Here is an 18609-nt window from a genome sequence, read left to right as displayed (position 1 = left end):
GGAAACACAAGACATAATCTATAAAAAGTTTGGCGCTTGTGTTTGCAAATCTTTAACGACCTTACCAAGCGCTTGACGTGTCGCATCATTGTCACGATGACTGTAAATATTATCTTCAACCACGTAAACTTTTTCTGTCTTATGGTCAAAAATCAAATAAGACTCGTAAACAAAGAAATGCATATCTGGCGTTCCAATAGTATCTTCAGGAATGTCTCCGATATTTTCATAAAGGCTAATCATGTCATAACCGACAAAGCCAATCGCACCGCCACCAAAAGGCAGATCAGTAGCTTCTCCTTTGACCGTTACGTGATTAAGATAATCAAGTGGGTCACCAGTAATGACTTGACCATTTTCGGTTAACTCGCCATCTTCATATTTGATTTCAAAAACGGGATTGTAAGCCACGATTGAAAAACGCGCATTTTCTTTTTCTCGTGGAATTGATTCAAGAATAACCTTATGCTCACCTTGAACTCGCATATAAGCAAGAATAGGGGTTAAAGTATCAGCAGTTAAAATTTTTCGCATAAAAAACTCTTTTCTATTTTCTTGACTGACTATTTACTTCTGTCTCTAACGCTATAAACGCTCCAATCATCGTTCGCCAGATAGCTTCTGCAACGCGAGGAGATAAATCGGCTGATCATGCACGCTCGCAACAATTTCTAATGACTTCTTCAACACGTTATTGTGCATTTACCGCTTGAAGGTCATTTTTAGGGTTTAAGATCTCTGCTTCCTCAAGCAAACGCTGTCGTTTAGCTAAACATGTGATTAAGTGCTCGTCTATCTCATCTATTTCTTGACGAGCTGCTGCTAAATCTCTCATTACTTCTCCTCCATTTTTAAACAAAAAACTCACACAGAAAAAACTTCTGTGTGAGGACGTCTAATCTATTAGCGCGGTACCACCTCAATTTAACGGAAAGATCATACTCCGTCATCTCTATCTCCTCTAGCAAGGAGCTGCACGATAAGGGGGGCTCACCTGAACACTATTTATTATCTTCAACAATATACCATCAGCCCCAATTTCACAACCACCTGCTACCCGTTCACAGCAACCACGAGCTCCCTGTAAACAACTCCTTGTTACTTTCTGATTGATTAACATTATACCCACCGTTTTTTATTATCAAGAATTTTCTGAATTTTTACCAAAAAATACAACATTTCTCACTAAAATGCATGTTTTTTGCCACTAAAAGAGCTTTAATGTGAAAAAAATATCTCCAAGCCACTAGTCATCCGTATTTTCAGACTAAAAGCTTAGAGATAATGTTAAAAAGATTAAAATGATTCAAGCGTAACAGTCATGATTTTCTTTTCTGGGACAAGTAGGCGTTCTAAATGATTGATGAGCCTAATCAACCACGTAAATGCTAACAAGAAAGCACTCATTTCAAATGCTGTTAAGGACAAATAATGAACAACTTCAAAAGCTACTTGTAGCCCAACCAACATGCCGCCAATCACATAAGACATTACCAGAAAATCTCGGGTCACATTTGGCAAAAGCCATTTGACACTGATAATCAAGGCAATGATAATAAAAACCAAGTAACCAGCCACACGAGTATGCAAAAGATGTGAGCTGGCATTATTTGGAAAATAGCCAACAGCACCCAAATCAACCCCTAGCACAGTTAGCATCACGCGCATCAGTCGTAATTTCCAATTTCTGCCATATTTTTCACCGAGAGCAACAAATAGGTAATCAACTAAGGCAACTAAAATCAACGCCGACAATATTAAGGTCAAATTGAATTGCCAACTGTCTTTAGCTTCTTTTGTTCCTAAAAAGCTAAGATTAAAGTGCCACCATTGCAATGAGCTATTGGTTGCCATGGAGATAAAGACACCACTAATCATAATAACCGTAAATACTGTCGTCAACCAACTCGCTCTAATCTGCTCTGCTATTTGCCCCCAAAGCGCACTTACAGCATAAATCGAAACACCTAAAATCAAGGTAGCTGTTAGTTTATCAAAAGACGCTCCTGTAAAAATTTGCTCCAGCAGCCAGCCAAAGCCTAGTAAAGCTAGCAACAAAATAACCGTAAAGGACAGGATAATGACAGGAAGCATGCGCCAGAAAACACGCGCTTTCAGCCCACCCAGAAACAGATGACGGTTAAGAATGAAGGTAATGGTGAAAATCGCCATTCCAAGCACCCCACCGAAGCCAATCAAAAAGGTGATAATTGAGTAATCGCCAACCAATAAAATCTGGTTCCTATTTTGCATAGAACTAATGGCAAAAAAGATCACGCTCAACAAAACAGTCGCAATAATTAATACCCAACTCGAAAGGGTACGCCGTTCAGGCTCTTCTTCCCTTTGCAACACTAATTTATCAGCGTATAACTCGGCTTCCAGCTCCTGTCCACTAGCAAGATTCAACTGGTCAATAATGTCTTTGTTTAAAACAATATGTAATCTTTCTTTATTCATATCATCATTATATCATCTAACATGTTTTTTCAAAACAACTTATTTTTTATTCTCCAGACCAAAGAAAATATCTTTTATTGATGCCTTCCACGATAATTGGTTTGAGTGACATAAACAAAGAGGCTGCGCATTTTTGCCTCAACCTCCTCTAAAATAATTTCACTTTATAACAACACTTATCATAGCTAAAATCCATAAATGCAAAGAATAAAAAAATAGAAAAAACACTTTTGATAAAGTCTTGATTGCCCTTTTTCACCATTCCATTATAGAGGTGCATAACAGAAATCACTAAAAATCTCATCCGGTCCGAATTCACACAAAACAATTCAAAGCCTTATTTTATGACTAAACTCAAGCCACCATAAAGCGTAAAGAAATAGATCACCGCTTGTTTTGCCTTTTGGTGATAAAAACAAATGGAATAATGGGTAAATCATCTTCACTTATTACCATGCCCCCAACAGCAAGTGCTACCGCCCACCACATTTAGCAAAGTTTTTTTAATTTCCTTTGGCTTTCTTAACTGTATCAGTCAGGTATATCACGCTGAATGACATCGCTAAGGTCAAAAAGGTACTTCAGAAATCTCTTTTTCTTTCAATAAAGCCAGTGAAATAAGTCACAAATCTACATCAAGCTATCCACAACCTTTTGTAATATTCTTTTCGAGAGTAGGTACGAAAAAATCCCTCAGCCAAAGTAAAAGAGCAACAAATCGAGTTAATAAATGAATAATACTTGGCAAACCAGCAAAACGAAGATAAATATTATCAAAGACAATAAAATAGTTGCAAGAACTTTTAACTGATTTCGATTCAACTTGAATTTTTCCAAATACCTCTACATTAGTAAAGTCACTTATATTATCAAATACGAGAGAACGTATGAAAAGCTAGCATACCACTAGCAATTCTACCACCATAACAAACTCATTTGCGGTAAAATGAGGATAGGTCATCTATGCCATTTCTTTCAGACAAATGTGGTGGTTTTTCTGATCCTAACATAGATGGCTTTTTATGTCTAACTTAATGTTAGAATTTGAGCTCTATCAATCACCTTAGTTCTTTATGGGAAAACTAAAACTCTTTTTTCTTATAAAGAAATGCTGATAATAAATAGGAACATACAAAACTAAGACAGGTAATAATTAAAATCACTATTAAACTTATATAGTACGTTGTATCAGATACATCTCCATGAAGCCATATATTTATGAGCAGGCTTATTCCAACGATAATAGCAACGGAAATAACCAAACTTATGATTGCTGTAATTTCAATTTTTTCCACGCCTAAAAAATAATAAAGTGGATAAAAAATAGATCCGACAAAAAGTGCTAAAATACCACCGCCCAAAATAAGTGTAATCGCATCTCGAAAGCCATAATAAAAATATTGATTGCCGTGAATAATAACAGTAAGAAGCATAAAGACTGTTACGATTGCCATACCTCCTATACACCAAGACAAATGACTAATATAGTAACTTTGAACAATCTTATTCCGTTTTACTGGCAATGAAATCTTGTATTTATACCATTTCGATAAAGTTTCTTTCCTTAAACATAACACGGCTAATATTGACAGTATCGGGGTAACAGATAGAGAATAAATACTTAACAAAGAAGCATCACCTGTAACTGAAACAATACTACCTAAGATAATCAAAAGCGGAAATAAAACTTTTATATTTTCCGTTAATCCCATAAAATTATTTTTTAAAAGTCCTTTCATCACTTTCCCCCCTTTACTAATAGCAACATGATTTCATCAATCGTTGTATGGTCAATAATAATTTTAGGATATTTTCTTCTGGCCTCTTCAATATCAGAAACTAAAACATCTATCTGATAATCTCTTCTACGGTAAGCCACTATATCTTCCTTATCCAAAGATGAAAAATTCTTGTCAGAACATCTTAAAATTGCATAACGATAAATCAGATTATCTTTTGTCTCTGTTAGAATAATCTTGCCCTTGTGGATAAAAGTAATATAATCAGCTATTCGTTCTAAGTCGCTGGTAATGTGAGAAGATAAAAGTATTGAATGCTTTTCATTTTCTACAAAGTCCAAAAAAATGTCTAACATTTCTTCACGCATTACAGGGTCTAATCCACTCGTTGCTTCGTCAAGAATAAGCAAGTCGGGGTGGTGGGATAATGCAACAGCAATTGCCAGTTTCATTGTCATACCCTTAGAATATTTTAAAATTTTTTGGTTACTTTTTAAAGAGAATTTTTCTAAATATTCATTAAACAAGGCCATATCCCATTGTTTATAAATACCTGCCATAATATTTGAGAGTTGTTTTGCTGACAGATAATCAGGAAAATTATCGCCATCATACACGACACCTATTTTTTCCCGTATATGTGTATCATCATCTTGCATTTCTTTTCCGAAAATCTCTATCGACCCCTTATCTTTTTTGAGCGTATTCAGAATGCAGCCGATTGTTGTTGTTTTCCCCGCACCGTTTTCCCCTACAAAGCCCATAACTGTACCAACTGGTAAGGCAAATGTAACTTTATCTAAAGCAAAGTCTGAACCATTATATTGCTTACATACTTTTTGTAATTTTAAAGCATAATCCATATTATTCGTCCTCCGTATAAAAAAGTGTAAGTAGTTCTTGTAGTTTAGAAAGTGAAATGTTGTTTGTACGCCCTATTTCTGCGGCAATTTGTAAATGTTCTTCTGCAATACGTTGCTGCTCTTCTTGATAAAATTCTTTATTTTGAGCAGATACAAAACTTCCCCTTCCTATTGTGGTTTCAATAAAACCGTCACGCTGTAAGTCTTCATAAGCCTTTTGCACTGTGATAACACTCACATGAAGTGATTTTGCCAAAGCTCTCATGGAAGGAAGATTATCCCCTGCTTTCAGTTCTTCACTCATAATCATTGCTTTAATTTGGAATGTTATCTGTTCATATATGGGCTTGTTAGCATTATTACTGATAATAATTTCCATATTCTCACCTCAAATCAAAATGTACTTGGTGTATAAGTACATTTTAAACAATTTTAACATTTTGTCAAGTGAAGTTTATTCTCTGGTATTACTAAAATTCCAGATAATTTTCATATGCTGTTTTTCTGACAGTCTATGTAAAGCTGTACCGAGTGTTTCATCAGATACATAAATCGTAAAGTGCAGGACTTTAAATGATACACAATCATAAAAATAGGTATCATTCATTCCACGTTCAACTTGTTTTGTTTCGGTTATTTCACAAAACAATACTTCACGTTTAGAACGTCTTGCAAGCTGTCTGTACCGGCTTTTTAATTTGTTCTTAATGATAATCAGCATTAAGGAATTAAACTGTAATTTGACGATGTGCTCGAAAGAAGATGTCCTCATAATCTGACCACCTTTCTGACAATGCTGAAATATATAAACGGAAATACTGAAAAGATAGCAAGAAAAAAGCCCACACAAAACATATTGTTTGTGCGAGCTTTAAATACTGTAATATTACTTTTTATCTTATAACGCTATTTTTTGTTAGATTTCAAATTCCCTTGTCCTGCTATATCTACTACAATTTTTCCTAATATACCACGTTGTTCAGCCCGTTTATGTGCCTTGACAATTTCGTCAATCGGATAAACAGAATCAATGTTGGTAACAATATCTCCGTTATCTACTAATCGTGCAAGATGTGTAAGATTTTCACGATTAGGAAAAGCGATAACTAAACGAATTCTATGTTTCCCAAAACGTACAGAAAAAATAAGTTTTACTAATTCATGAGGTTGAAAAGCGATTGTAAGTAAACGTCCATTTGGGGTAAGATGTTTTCTTAGTATATTATGGTTTGTTCCCACAGAATCAAAAATCAAATCAAATTTCCCTAAATCTTCTAAAGAAGTTTTATGATAATCAAAAACTTCATCTGCACCATAGTTTTTTATTTGTTCTGTTACTGTTTTTGAACCCAGTACAGTAACATGAGCTCCTATAGATTTTGCAATTTGCACAGCAAAAAAACCAACACCGCCTGCTCCCCTTATTAAAACTCTTTCGCCCGATTTAAGTTTGCCTTTATATCAAAGCTACTAAAGCAGTATCTCCAGCACATGGGATAGAAGCAGCTTCTAATGGAGAAATAGTTGTAGGCATAAAAGATAAGCAGAAGATATTATTTCAATTGACAATCTCCCAATTGCTATCCTTATGTAACATCTGTTCGTATTACGATACTTGTGTTACTTTTGTCTGATTTACCACAAATCGGATTTTATTCTTTTCTTCCTCTTGATTACCCATAACAGAAAAGAAAAAGCCTTGTCAAGAGCTTGCCACCATTGGTGGTGCTTTGCACTCTTTACTGGGCTTTTTGTTTGCTGTATCTTCCATGCAAAAGGAAAAAGGTTACTCGTCATTATCATCAAATTTACCCGTTACCCACGGTAATTTCGATAACAGTTCCATATCCTCTTTCGAGTTCGGATTCATCATTTCACGACTTGATAAGGTGTCCTATATTTATGTCCTTCTATGCTTTCCCAAAACATATCCATACTGTATAAATCATCATAGCAGTCTAACAGTTTTTGAAACTTCAAATGTTGGATAAATTCTTTGATTGGGTAAAGGTCGGACACTACAATACTTTTCTCGTTAATATCGTCTGTAATATATTCTCGTAACTTTTCTAACTCATATTCCAACCATTCTTTCTCGCTGTCAAAGAAGTTATCATAGTGTCAGCGCTTCAATTCTGTATTTAGACGTTCCTCTGTTCTTAAAAACTGACAGACTTCTTTTTCAGCCTGATTGAGATATTTCCATTCTCCCGATGACAGTTCAAGTAAAAATGTCCGTATATCCTATAAAATAAAGCTTTTCGGACATTTAAGAGGATATAAAAAGATAGTCAAAAAGACATATATAATTTGAGATGAATTTTCTAACACCTCATCTCAGAAACAAAAAGTACACACGGTGTCAACTTTTTTAAGAATGCGTTTTTATTAACAAATATTACATTGCCAAGCAGTTGCTTTCAGCTAGAAAAAAATTTCCCCTTACACCCATCCGTGTTCTTCGGCGATTCTTGCGGCTTCTACGCGGTTGTTGGCGGATAATTTGTTAAGGATAGATGAGATGTAATTTCGGACAGTTCCGTTTGAGAGGTAAAGGGTATCAGCGATTTCTTGGTTTGTTTTGCCAAGTGATATTAATTGTAATATGCGTTTTTCTTGTTGGCTAAGTGGGTTATCTTGGGTCATCATGGTTTCCATGAGCTCTGGTGAGTATTCCTTTTTCCCTGCAAGCACCGTGTGAATGGTCGTCATGAGTTCTGATGTTGAGCGATCTTTTAGGACATAAGCGTCAACACCTGCCTTAACGGCTCGTTCAAAATAGCCCACGCGCTTAAACGTGGTCACAATAATCACTTTCATTTCCTTGTGTTTTCGAATCCATTCCAAAACATCCAGACCAGATTTTTTCGGCATTTCCACATCAAGGATAGCCACATCAACATTTTCCACTTGCAATATGCCAATAGCTTGCGCGCCATCTCCTGCTTGCAAAATCTCATCGACATCATCTTCCATAAGAAGCAATTGGCACAGCGCGTCTCGCAACATGGATTGGTCCTCGGCAACTAACAATTTCATCTTAATTCTCCTTTGAACTGATACTAACTTGAATCATGGTTGGTTTAGCTTGGGATAAAATCTCCACATCTCCCTTGACCAACAGCAAACGGTCACGAATGGATTTTAATTCATTTCCTGTTAAGTCGTCAAAACCAACTCCATCATCTGTAATTGTCATCACTAATTTTTCTTGGTTTTCAAAAAGGTGAATACGGCAAGTTTGCGCTTGGCTGTGCTTGATGACGTTATTGCTTAATTCACGCAAAATCATACCGATACTCGACTGCATCAAGGGTGCCATGGCTTCCACATTCAAATCATTTTGCAGCTGATAATCAATATCTGTCATGGCAAAAAACTCATTCAAATGCTCAATTTCTTCGCTCACCGTTCTGAATTTGAGATTATTGATAATGTTTCTGACATCATGCATGGAAGAACGACTGGTTTGATTCAATTCTTCCAACTCTTTTTTGACAAGGTCATATTTTTCTTTTTCTAATTGCTTGAGTGCTAATTCTGTTTTTAAGGTCATTGCCGCAAAAACGTGCCCCAAAGTATCATGCAAATCACGCCCAATACGGTTTCGCTCATTTTCAGCCAATAAAAGATTAATGGTGCGATTCTTTTCCATGATTGCTTTTCGTTGAATTTCATTTTTTCGATCATCCATCCAATAAACTAAAATGCCATAATTAACAACAGGAACCAAAAAAATCATTACTTGTGACGATAAGTCATCTGCCAAACTGACACCAGAAATAATCATAAACAGCATTGCTAAATCATAGGCGAGAAATCGAAAGGAAGTGTAATTATCTTGAAATCGAAAAACTAGCAAACTATTAAAATAAAAGGTAAACCACATCATGCCACCATCTACATAAATTGTCATATAAACAACATAAAGTAGCATAAAAATCCAGCAAAGGTTTGTTAGGATATTTTCTTCAAAATGTGTGAGAAATAAATAGCTTAGTAAAAACAGAAAAGTTATCCCAAGTGTCCAAGTTGGGTAATCAAAAAAGAATGCCCCTAAAACGGGGAATGCTAGAAATGCTAATGGCATATAAAATAACGGATGAATGCCCCTAATTCTTTTCAACATCATTTAACCTCAGTTTTATTCTTAATCATAAGCGCTAATGCTGCTATCATTATGACATAGCCGAGTATGATAATCAAGGACTTGCCGTTTACCTGCCCCTTTTGAGCAAACTGTGTCACCAATTGATTCACATGATAAACTGGTGTTACTTTAGAAATCTTTTGCATCCAGTCTGGGAAATTCTCAATCGGCATCCATGAACCACCGATAATGGCTAAACCAATGAAAGAAATATCTCCGACAATCGTCATTAATTGTTGTGATTTAATTTGTGAAATCAATAGCCCAAATGCTAAGAAAAGGAAACTTGATACCAACAACAAAGCACCTGCTCCAAACCAACGACTAAGTGGCATGCTCACCCCGCGGAAAATAGCTCCAACTAAAAAGGTCGCCACGATAGAAAGTAAGAAACAAAACAAGACACGAATCACTTTTACCAAATAATACTGCCAAACAGGGATAGAAGAATGCTCAATGTAAGTCAACCAATAGCTTGTTTTATCCTCAACAAGCATAGCTGGAAATGAGAAAAATCCAAAACTTGACATAGAAAAAGCTGTCATTGTCAGCATGTAAGCTGTCACAAGCACTTTTTGTTCTTCAGAATTCGACGACAGTTCCATACCTGAGAAAAACAAGAAAAAGAAAACAGGCATACCAATCGACAAAACAAAGGTCATCCAAAAACGCCATGTTTTAATCCATTCAATTTTCAATAAAGCAATCATTTTTCATCCTCCTGTGTTTGGTCAAACAATGTGTTTAATAACGTTTTATTTTGAATTTCAATATCGGCAATCTGACAACCTTGCTCTTGCAATTTCTGCCAGACACTATCAATCTCTTTAGTCATGAATGTCACCGTGTCGTTTTTCAGCTCAATATTATCAATGTGTGGTAATTTTTCCACTATCGGCAAAAAGTTTTTTGGTAAAGTCAACTGTTTTTCATGTTCAGCTTCTCGCATGGCAAACGGTGTCGTATCACGCAGCAATTTTCCATGATGCAAGACCAAAATGCGTTCTGCCGTATGTTCCACTTCTTCAATATAATGGCTCGAATAAAAAATCGTTACGCCCTTTGCTTTCAGACTTTGGATAATCTGCCAAAAATGCTGACGTGTTGAGGTATCCATTGCTGCCGTTGGTTCGTCTAAGAAAAGAATTTTAGGTTGGCTAATAAGGCATAAGACAAATGCTAATAAGCGTTTTTGTCCACCAGACAATTTCTCTGTCAATTGGGCTTTTTGTTCCTCACTAAATTGCAAAATCTTATCAATTTCTTGGTCAGCTAAAGGTGTCTTGGCAATGGACTTGAAAAAGTCAATGAGTTCAGACACTCTTAACTTTTGCGGCAAACGATTTTCCTGTGGTAACACGGCGACGATTTCTTTTAATTGCTGACTTTTCGGTGCTAAAGCATTGATGACTATCTTTCCTTTGCTGATTTTCAAATCACCTAACAAGCATGACATCAAGGTTGTTTTACCAGCGCCATTAGGACCAATCAATGCCACACAATCTCCAGCAACTACTTCAAAGGAAATGTCTTGCAAAATCGGCTTTCCTTTAATTGTTTTAGATAAATTCTCAACTGTTATCATTTCATTATCTCCAATTTTCTCATCTGTGATAAATTTATTTTATGAAAAAATAGCCAAGCTTTTTAGCTCATAATGTCATAACATCACATGACTTTTGTCATGTTTTAGAGACTAAAAAAGAAGCTGGGACAAAAAGTGCTCAGCTTCTTTGTTTACATAGTTATCATTTACAAGACGCAGTAGTTTGGACTTCAACAATCTGGGGATAGACCGTTTTAGGTCAGCAACAAGAAATTAAGATTTGCTGAGAAATCAAGTTTCTGCGAAACTACTGATTCGCCTTTTAACTTTTAGGCTCATGAATAAAGTCTCTACTGGAGACTTATTTGTCTCACTCCCTTAGTTTTCCATCATGCCTGCTTGTAATTGATACATGCGATAGTAAGTGCCTTTTTGGCTAAGGAGTTCGTCGTGGCTGCCAGATTCGATAATCTTGCCTTTGTCCAGCACGTAAATGCAATTAGCATCTTGAATCGTTGACAAACGGTGTGCAATAGCAATCGTTGTCCGACCTTGGCGCATTTTTTTCAATGATTCTTGAACAATGGTTTCAGTTTCAGAATCAATATTGGCTGTCGCTTCATCAAGGATAAGAATTTTAGGCTGACTAGCCACGGTTCTTGCAAAGGCTAATAATTGACGTTGCCCTGTTGAAAAACTCGAACCACGTTCGGTGACTTTTGTCTCGTATTTTTCAGGTAATTTTTGAATGAATTGGTCAGCATCTACAAATGCCGCAGCGGCTTGAACAGCTTCATCTGAAATATCCTGATACATCTTGATATTGGACTTAATTGTACCATGATATAAGAAAGGGTCTTGCAAAACGAGACCGATATTACGGCGCAACTCTTCTTTAGGATACTCACGAATATCAACACCGTCAAGCAAAACTTCTCCAGACTGAAATTCATAAAAGCGCATGAAAACATTGATAATCGATGATTTTCCAGAGCCTGTCGAGCCAACAAAGGCAATCGTTTCGCCTTGATTTACCTTAAATGAGATATTATCTAAAATTTGGCGTTCACCGTCATAAGAAAAGCTGACATTTTTAAATTCAATATTCCCAGCTTGCACGGTTGCTTCGCCATTTTTCTGTTCAGGTTCGTACTGCCGTTCATCAATCAAATCAAACACACGACCAGCTGAAACCATTGACGTTTGTAGCGTTGAAAAATTCTGCGTCACTTCAATCAAAGGGTCAAATAATCGATTAATATACTGAATGAAAGCGTACATTAACCCTGCTGAAATCCCAATTTTCATGCCACGAAAACCAAAATAAACCATTAAAATAGCATAAGCAAGGAGTTTTAACAGCGACATAGCTGGACGAAGAAAAAGACTATCTAACGCCATGGAACGATTGGCATAGAGCACATGCTCCTCATTAATCGCTTCAAATTCATCTTTCAAACGGTCCTCTTGACTAAAAGATTGAATGATACGTATTCCTTCAATACTCTCAGAAAGTTTACTGTTAATATCCGACAACAAAGCACGTGTCTTTTCAATGACTGCAACCGACTTCTTACGATAAAGATTAACCAAAATAAAAATAAAGGGGAGAAAAATGGCAACCCAGCCAGTCAAAACAGCGTTCAATCTTAACATGGTCAATAACGTTACCGTGAAAATGAAAATCGCTGAAATAAAACTAGACAAAATCCCTGAAAACATATCACTGACAGCTTCCGTATCATTGGTCAAACGCGACACAATCGAACCTGCTGGCGTCTGATCAAAATAAGCCATTCCCAATTTTTCCATATTGGCAAAAGCATCTCGACGAATGTCTCTGACAACGCTGTATGACACATGCGCAAAATAGAAATTCCCTAAATATTGGATAATCGTCTGCAAGACATACATGAGATAATAACCAACCAAAATCAACATGGCTGTCTGATTCATATCAGTCAAAAAATGGTCGATAAAGTAAGAAGCAATCAAAGGAATGACACTTCTTACCACCGTCGTCAACAATAGCAAAGCTAAAGCCACGGCTGTCAAAAATTTATATGGCTTGAGATAGCTCATGAGACGCTTAAAAACCCGCCATTGATTTGCATTATTCTTCATCAGCATCTCCTTCCATTTCTAATTGTTGAGCTTCATAGGTATCAGCGTACCAACCACCTTGTTCAATAAGTTCCTCATGACGACCATGCTCAATAATATGCCCGTCTTGCAGCACCAAAATCAAATCAGCATGAACCACTGCACTTAAACGATGCGCCGTGATAATCGTTGATTTATTCTGCCGTGTTTCTTTAAGATTTTCAATAATCGCATGCTCGGTCTTGGCATCAACCGCTGAAAGAGAATCGTCTAAAATTAAAATATCAGACTCAAGAATCATGGCACGACTCATGGCAATACGTTGCTTTTGCCCACCAGACAGACTGACACCCTTTTCACCAATCACTGTCTCAAAACCGTCAGGCATTGCTACAATATCGTCATAAACCCTTGCTAATTTAGCCGCTGCTTCAACCTGCGCCAAAGAGCTTTTCGGATTTCCAAAACGAATATTTTCTAAAATACTCGTCGCAAATAAAAATTGGTCTTGGGGAACATAGCCAATCAAGCGACGTAAATCAGCCAATCGATATTCTCTAATATCATGCCCGTCAAGCGTGATTTGTCCCTCTTGCAAATCATATTCCCGCAGTAGCAAGCGAATTAAAGTTGTCTTTCCAGAACCTGTTTGCCCAACTAAGCCCAAAGTCTGACCTTGTTCAAGCGCAAAATGAATATCCGCAAGCGTTTCTTCATTTTCATAGTGAAAAGCATCGATATCGTAAACCAAACGCCCATTTTTAATCGTTGGAAGTGGATTTTCGGCTTCTTTAACATCTGATTTTTGTTGCAATAGCTGACTAATTCGCTCATAGGAAACCGATCCACGTTGCACCATATTGAATAAAAAACCAATCGCCATCAAAGGCCAGACAAGCATATCTAAGTAAGTAATAAACGTTACCAGACTACCGACCGTCACATGACCGGCCGCAACCATGATTGCTCCCATAAATAACGTTAACACATAGCTTGCTCCGATAAATAAGAGCACCAAAGGGTCAAACATGACATCATACTTCATGGTCGTCATATTTTTCTTGAAAGTCATTTCATTGGTCTCTTGGAAAGACTGTAACTCATCATCTTGGTAACCAAAGGATTTAGTCACCTTGATACCAGAAACCGACTCTTGAACCTTGTTGTTAAGCTCTGAAAAAGCCGCTTGAGATTGACTAAACGCCTTGTGCGTTTGACGTCCTAAACGACTGGTTGCATAAGCCATGAACGGCAACGGAATAATGGCAACCAAGGTCATTTGCCAAGAAATCGTAAAAAACATGGTAACTAAGGTTACCATGGCTGTAATCGTGGCATCAACTGCTGACATCACACCACCACCAGCTAAACGTGTCAAGGCATTAATATCATTCGTTGCATGCGCCATCAAATCACCTGTTCGGTATTTTTGATAAAAACTCGGCGACATTTTTGTGAAATGGTCAAAAAGCCTAAAGCGCATAATTTGCCCCAAACGATAAGACGTTCCAAAAATGTACATGCGCCAAATGTAACGCAAAAAATACATGGCAACTGCTGATAAGACTAGCCACAATAAATTTAATAGTAATTCAGAGTGTGTTAAATCGCCCGCCGTCACACGGTCGATAACCGTTCCCATAACTTTAGGTGGAATAAGATTTAAAACCGCCACCAAACTCAGAGAAATAATCCCAATAAGATAGCGCCTTTTCTCCTGACAAAAAAACCACCAGAGATCTTTTATAATTTTCATAAAACCTGCTTTCTAGCTGCTATTATACACCTTGGAGTGAACTCTAAGTCAAGTTATATTTCCTCATCAACTCATCTTAGCATTATTTCACACCACGCAAACTAAAACACGACTTCAATAATAAAAGAGTGAGATGACTATCCATTGGAAAATAGTCATCTCACTCTTTATAACCTAATTTTCTCTTTGATATTTCTGATATCGTTTGACAAACCACTGATAAGCTAAAAAGGCTAGCAAACCACCCAAGGTATTTGTCCAAAGGTCATCAATTTCAAAAACACGATTAGCATTGTACAGCAAATCCACCACAATCTGCGTAGTTTCAATGCAAAGACTGATAATAAACGCCAATAACGTAGCTCTTTGCCACGTTCTCAATTTCGGACATAATGCTATCACGCCTAGCATTAAGGGAAAAAGCAGAAAAATATTCATCACATTTTGCGCAATTACCAAAAAAATCTCCAAAAATCCGTCTAATTGGCTAAACCCAACAAACGTGTTAAACGGCACAAGTAAGAGACGTAAACGACCGTAATAAATGATATTTGGTGTTTCAATGCCATCAATGGTCGTTTGTGGGCTAAAGCACATCAAACAAATGGCTATGGCGTATAAAACCACAAGCACCTTTATAATCCGACGTCCCAATGGCGTTAATTCAGCAGTCTTATTCAAAAATCTTGACATCATTACTTTGTTTTTTCAGTAACGGCTTTTTGACGGTCACGTTTCATAGTATTTGAGCGTAACTGTCCACAAGCTGCATCAATATCAGTTCCGTGTTCTTGACGAACGACACAGTTAACCCCATTTTTCTTGAGAACATCGTAAAAAGCAGCTACACGTTCTTTACTTGAACGGCTATATTGGTCATGCTCTGATACTGGATTGTACGGAATCAAGTTAATATAAGACAACTTGCGGATTTTCTTCGTCAAATCAGCCAATTCTTGCGCATTTTCTGGAAAATCATTGACTTCATTTAGCATGATATACTCAAATGTCACACGACGATTTGTTGTTTCAACGTAATATTCAATCGCTGCAAAAAGTTTTTCAAGTGGGAATGAACGGTTAACACGCATGATTTGTGAACGCAATTCGTTGTTTGGCGCATGAAGTGACACAGCAAGGTTCACTTGCAAGCTTTCGTGGGCAAAATCACGGATTTTATGTGCTAAACCTGATGTTGAAACCGTAATATGACGCGCACCAATTGCTAAGCCATTGTCATCATTAATCGTACGTAGGAAGCGCAAAACATTGTTGTAATTGTCAAATGGTTCACCAATTCCCATAACAACCACGTGACTCACGCGCTCATCTTGACCACGTTCATCAAAATATTTTTGCACCATCATGATTTGTGATGTGATTTCACCACTTGTCAAATCACGTTGCTTTTTAAGCAATCCACTAGCGCAGAATGAGCAACCTATGTTACAACCAACTTGTGATGTCACACAGACTGATAAACCATAATGCTGGCGCATCAATACTGTTTCAATCAACATACCATCAGGCAATTCAAACAAATATTTAACTGTTCCGTCAGAAGCTTCTTGAATCACACGTTGTTTCAAAGGATTCACGCAGAAGTTTTCATTCAAAACAGCAATAAAATCTTTTGAGATATTTGTCATTTCTTCAAAAGATTGGACGCGTTTACGGTAAAGCCAATCCCAAATTTGCGTCGCACGGAATTTCTTTTCCCCGTGTTCGATTGCCCATTCAATCAATTCATCACGTGTTAAAGCGTAAATCGAGGGCTTCATATCCTTAGTTTCTGTTTGCATTCTGTAAATACCAAATCCTTCCTATTTCTCTTTTCGGCGAATCACAAATTGTTTTTTTACCGATTGAATTTCTTTTTGTTGTTCTCGTTTTTGTTGACGTTCACTACGTACTTTTGTATCTTTACGTTTTTGACTCTTAAAATGTTTATTTGCCGAGCGGTCAGATTTTTTAGGTTCTGATTTCTTTTTCTGTGAGGAGCGCTTTTGTGATTTATGACGTTTCGTTGGTTTATCGTCGTCAGATTTAACACGACGAGGCTCTAAATTTTCAAGCACAAAATAAGCACAACCAAAATTACAATATTCCTTAATGTAATCGTCTAGACGTGAGATGCGATTTGTTTTCTTAACATCTCGGTCATCCTTGTAAAATCCCTTCAAACGTAACTGTTCATTTCCCCAATCACCGACAATATAATCGTATTTTAGTAAAATTTCTGAAAAACGTTGACTAAAAACAGTTGCATCAAAAGCATTCTTCTCATTTTCCAAAATTAACAATTCAATATCATCACTCTTGACACGGTCAGAAAACGCCACAAATTGCGGACCAGGAAATTTATTGTAATTGTACATTTCAGGAGAGATATCTTTTCTCATCGGTCTCCTCTCTTAATCGCTAAAATTCATATTATTTTTTAAGGTAGGTCTCTACCAGTTCACGTAGTAATTCAGGAAAAAGTAACTCTGCTTGGTGAGATTTTATGGTCTCAAAATAACGCGCAAAGTAATATTGATCAACCAAGACTAAACTGATAGTGTCCTTTTCATTCGTAACCTTTTCATTATACACTATTTTTCCATTTTTGTAATCAAAGCCGCTAGTCAAAACCCTACCAAATTCTTTTCCGCGAAAGCCCATGCCACGGATTTGTTGATTAGCTAACAATTCTGCTTGTGAAAAGACATCTTGGCAAATTGTCATTAATTCGTCAGTCGTCACTTCTAATCTTGCCAAGCGCATTTGATGTGGTAAGGAATGGTGTAGTGTATCCTTAGTGACATTTTTAGAAAATGGGGTCACCACTAAACCAGAATTTATCATGGCAATATCTGCATTAGCGTATTCTTTCATTGCTGCCATAACGATTTGACGTGACTCATCAAGGCTCAATTCATGGTCAAAAGATTTGACTACTTCTTGGCTTAACAGCTTGCGACCATTCACTTCAACTGTTTCTATCCATTCTTTATCACTAGGCTTACTTAGCATATGACTCGTTTCGTGGGCATGGATGGTGATATCGCTCAGTTCATGGTGCTCAAAGGTCAAGTTGATTTCACCAGCAAACTGACCATATTTTCCAGCGGCCGCTAAATAAGTGCCGTTAAGACAAGCACCGTCCTCAAAGACATGATGCGTGTGAGCACCAATAATCAAGTCAATTTCTGGCACTTCTGCGGTGATTTTTTCATCAAATGGCAAACCTAGATGACTCAATAAAATATGGAAATCTGCTGATTTGACCTCTGGAATTTCCAAATCACGATTTAAGCATGTGATTGGGTCCAGCACTTGCCAACCACCTGGATGATACGTTAGGTAATAAGGAAAAGTGTAGGCTAAAAAGACAATCTTTGTCCCAAGAGCTGTCTCATAAATCTTGTAAGGCTTAGCCCACGTTGGACGTCCAGCTTCATCCTCTAAATTTCCTAAAATCACATCAAAATTAGCATTTTCGTAGACTTGATTGAGCATCGTTTTAGCCAGTCCAATGCCTTCGTTATTCCCAATTGTCGCAAAATCAATACCTAGCTCATTCATCAATTGAACATTATATTTTCCTTGCGTTGCATCGGTCATCGGATGCCAACGATCAATATTGTCACCAACATCAATCTTGATAACCTCAGCATCTTGGTCAGCATAATCTTGGAAGAATCGTTTTAATTTTGGATAGGTTTCAAAATGCGAATGCCAATCATTTAAATGTAAAATCGTTAGCTTTTCTGTCATAATTTTATTATAGCATTTTCCGCGTAAATAGTGATATTCTAGCGTTTTTAAGCCATTTTTATCACAAAAAACCAGAAACTATACCAATACTGTAAGCAAAAATCACAATCGTTAAAACAAATGCTAATGCAATCGACGTATAGCCAACAACACTATCTGCTCCGCCACCCAAGACAGCTGCTCCTGTCCCAAGAAAAACAAATGTCCCAATTAGTTCTGCAAAGAATTTTTAA

At 37.0% G+C, this 18609-nt stretch carries 18 protein-coding genes and 1 pseudogene; all 19 read right to left on the bottom strand.

What is annotated here, in order from left to right:
- Nucleotides 1-27 precede the first annotated feature (27 nt).
- A pseudogene (locus CCC20_RS08495) lies at nt 28-534 on the bottom strand (chorismate-binding protein); the annotation flags it as partial.
- A 157-nt stretch (nt 535-691) separates the two neighbouring features.
- A complete protein-coding gene (locus tag CCC20_RS11505; protein WP_371267560.1) occupies nt 692-835 on the bottom strand; it encodes a hypothetical protein in 144 nt (47 codons plus the stop codon).
- A gap of 461 nt (nt 836-1296) precedes the next feature.
- A complete protein-coding gene (locus CCC20_RS08485; RefSeq protein ID WP_003063651.1) occupies nt 1297-2460 on the bottom strand; it encodes a DUF998 domain-containing protein in 1164 nt (387 codons plus the stop codon).
- A 1082-nt stretch (nt 2461-3542) separates the two neighbouring features.
- Entirely contained in the window at nt 3543-4199 is a 657-nt protein-coding gene (locus tag CCC20_RS08480) for an ABC-2 transporter permease (RefSeq protein ID WP_058692773.1), read from the bottom strand.
- Nucleotides 4199-5062, bottom strand: a complete 864-nt coding sequence (locus CCC20_RS08475) for an ABC transporter ATP-binding protein (protein WP_058692772.1) — start codon at nt 5060-5062, stop codon at nt 4199-4201. Before CCC20_RS08475 ends, CCC20_RS08480 begins: the two co-directional genes overlap by 1 nt.
- A gap of 1 nt (nt 5063) precedes the next feature.
- Entirely contained in the window at nt 5064-5441 is a 378-nt protein-coding gene (locus CCC20_RS08470) for a GntR family transcriptional regulator (RefSeq protein ID WP_003063646.1), read from the bottom strand.
- A gap of 75 nt (nt 5442-5516) precedes the next feature.
- A complete protein-coding gene (locus tag CCC20_RS08465) occupies nt 5517-5834 on the bottom strand; it encodes a hypothetical protein (RefSeq protein ID WP_181964808.1) in 318 nt (105 codons plus the stop codon).
- A 134-nt stretch (nt 5835-5968) separates the two neighbouring features.
- Nucleotides 5969-6487 (bottom strand): zinc-binding dehydrogenase, encoded by a 519-nt coding sequence (locus CCC20_RS08460; protein ID WP_081048612.1) that lies wholly within the window; start codon nt 6485-6487, stop codon nt 5969-5971.
- Between the two features lie 444 nt (nt 6488-6931).
- Nucleotides 6932-7147, bottom strand: a complete 216-nt coding sequence (locus tag CCC20_RS11500; RefSeq protein ID WP_003063640.1) for a hypothetical protein — start codon at nt 7145-7147, stop codon at nt 6932-6934.
- Between the two features lie 357 nt (nt 7148-7504).
- Entirely contained in the window at nt 7505-8101 is a 597-nt protein-coding gene (locus tag CCC20_RS08450; RefSeq protein ID WP_003063639.1) for a response regulator transcription factor, read from the bottom strand.
- Between the two features lies 1 nt (nt 8102).
- A complete protein-coding gene (locus CCC20_RS08445; protein ID WP_003063638.1) occupies nt 8103-9194 on the bottom strand; it encodes a sensor histidine kinase in 1092 nt (363 codons plus the stop codon).
- The gene (locus tag CCC20_RS08440) at nt 9191-9922 is read right to left on the bottom strand and encodes an ABC transporter permease (RefSeq protein WP_048791223.1); all 732 of its coding nucleotides are present in this window, start codon (nt 9920-9922) and stop codon (nt 9191-9193) included. Before CCC20_RS08440 ends, CCC20_RS08445 begins: the two co-directional genes overlap by 4 nt.
- The gene (locus CCC20_RS08435; protein WP_058692770.1) at nt 9919-10797 is read right to left on the bottom strand and encodes an ABC transporter ATP-binding protein; all 879 of its coding nucleotides are present in this window, start codon (nt 10795-10797) and stop codon (nt 9919-9921) included. The genes CCC20_RS08440 and CCC20_RS08435 overlap by 4 nt, the downstream gene beginning before the upstream one ends.
- A gap of 339 nt (nt 10798-11136) precedes the next feature.
- Nucleotides 11137-12882 carry an ABC transporter ATP-binding protein gene (locus CCC20_RS08430; RefSeq protein WP_117508797.1) on the bottom strand — a complete coding sequence of 582 codons (1746 nt, stop codon included), beginning with the start codon at nt 12880-12882 and terminating at the stop codon, nt 11137-11139.
- Nucleotides 12872-14617, bottom strand: a complete 1746-nt coding sequence (locus tag CCC20_RS08425) for an ABC transporter ATP-binding protein (protein ID WP_058692768.1) — start codon at nt 14615-14617, stop codon at nt 12872-12874. Before CCC20_RS08425 ends, CCC20_RS08430 begins: the two co-directional genes overlap by 11 nt.
- Nucleotides 14618-14791: 174 nt before the next feature.
- Nucleotides 14792-15313 (bottom strand): VanZ family protein, encoded by a 522-nt coding sequence (locus CCC20_RS08420; RefSeq protein WP_058692767.1) that lies wholly within the window; start codon nt 15311-15313, stop codon nt 14792-14794.
- Entirely contained in the window at nt 15313-16419 is a 1107-nt protein-coding gene (gene rlmN / locus CCC20_RS08415; protein ID WP_058692766.1) for a dual-specificity RNA methyltransferase RlmN, read from the bottom strand. Before rlmN ends, CCC20_RS08420 begins: the two co-directional genes overlap by 1 nt.
- Before the next feature lie 21 nt (nt 16420-16440).
- Nucleotides 16441-17019, bottom strand: coding sequence for a YutD family protein (locus CCC20_RS08410; protein WP_003063631.1), 579 nt, complete (start codon nt 17017-17019; stop codon nt 16441-16443).
- Between the two features lie 31 nt (nt 17020-17050).
- Nucleotides 17051-18376, bottom strand: coding sequence for a bifunctional metallophosphatase/5'-nucleotidase (locus tag CCC20_RS08405; protein WP_058692765.1), 1326 nt, complete (start codon nt 18374-18376; stop codon nt 17051-17053).
- Nucleotides 18377-18609 lie beyond the last annotated feature (233 nt).

It is taken from the genome of Streptococcus sp. LMAG:39 (assembly GCF_008680485.1).
Lineage (GTDB): Bacteria > Bacillota > Bacilli > Lactobacillales > Streptococcaceae > Streptococcus > Streptococcus pasteurianus.
This window is presented reverse-complemented; position numbering and strand designations above follow the sequence as displayed.

What these genes read in the sequence shown, in the direction of transcription:
- CCC20_RS08445 (WP_003063638.1), bottom strand. Translation starts at nt 9,194, where the DNA reads ATGATGTTGAAAAGAATTAGGGGCATTCATCCGTTATTTTATATGCCA.
- CCC20_RS08475 (WP_058692772.1), bottom strand. Translation starts at nt 5,062, where the DNA reads ATGGATTATGCTTTAAAATTACAAAAAGTATGTAAGCAATATAATGGT.
- CCC20_RS08465 (WP_181964808.1), bottom strand. Translation starts at nt 5,834, where the DNA reads ATGAGGACATCTTCTTTCGAGCACATCGTCAAATTACAGTTTAATTCC.
- CCC20_RS08470 (WP_003063646.1), bottom strand. Translation starts at nt 5,441, where the DNA reads ATGGAAATTATTATCAGTAATAATGCTAACAAGCCCATATATGAACAG.
- CCC20_RS08450 (WP_003063639.1), bottom strand. Translation starts at nt 8,101, where the DNA reads ATGAAATTGTTAGTTGCCGAGGACCAATCCATGTTGCGAGACGCGCTG.
- CCC20_RS08425 (WP_058692768.1), bottom strand. Translation starts at nt 14,617, where the DNA reads ATGAAAATTATAAAAGATCTCTGGTGGTTTTTTTGTCAGGAGAAAAGG.
- CCC20_RS08485 (WP_003063651.1), bottom strand. Translation starts at nt 2,460, where the DNA reads ATGAATAAAGAAAGATTACATATTGTTTTAAACAAAGACATTATTGAC.
- CCC20_RS08480 (WP_058692773.1), bottom strand. Translation starts at nt 4,199, where the DNA reads ATGAAAGGACTTTTAAAAAATAATTTTATGGGATTAACGGAAAATATA.
- CCC20_RS08430 (WP_117508797.1), bottom strand. Translation starts at nt 12,882, where the DNA reads ATGAAGAATAATGCAAATCAATGGCGGGTTTTTAAGCGTCTCATGAGC.
- CCC20_RS08435 (WP_058692770.1), bottom strand. Translation starts at nt 10,797, where the DNA reads ATGATAACAGTTGAGAATTTATCTAAAACAATTAAAGGAAAGCCGATT.
- rlmN (WP_058692766.1), bottom strand. Translation starts at nt 16,419, where the DNA reads ATGCAAACAGAAACTAAGGATATGAAGCCCTCGATTTACGCTTTAACA.
- CCC20_RS08405 (WP_058692765.1), bottom strand. Translation starts at nt 18,376, where the DNA reads ATGACAGAAAAGCTAACGATTTTACATTTAAATGATTGGCATTCGCAT.
- CCC20_RS08410 (WP_003063631.1), bottom strand. Translation starts at nt 17,019, where the DNA reads ATGAGAAAAGATATCTCTCCTGAAATGTACAATTACAATAAATTTCCT.
- CCC20_RS11505 (WP_371267560.1), bottom strand. Translation starts at nt 835, where the DNA reads ATGAGAGATTTAGCAGCAGCTCGTCAAGAAATAGATGAGATAGACGAG.
- CCC20_RS08420 (WP_058692767.1), bottom strand. Translation starts at nt 15,313, where the DNA reads ATGATGTCAAGATTTTTGAATAAGACTGCTGAATTAACGCCATTGGGA.
- CCC20_RS08440 (WP_048791223.1), bottom strand. Translation starts at nt 9,922, where the DNA reads ATGATTGCTTTATTGAAAATTGAATGGATTAAAACATGGCGTTTTTGG.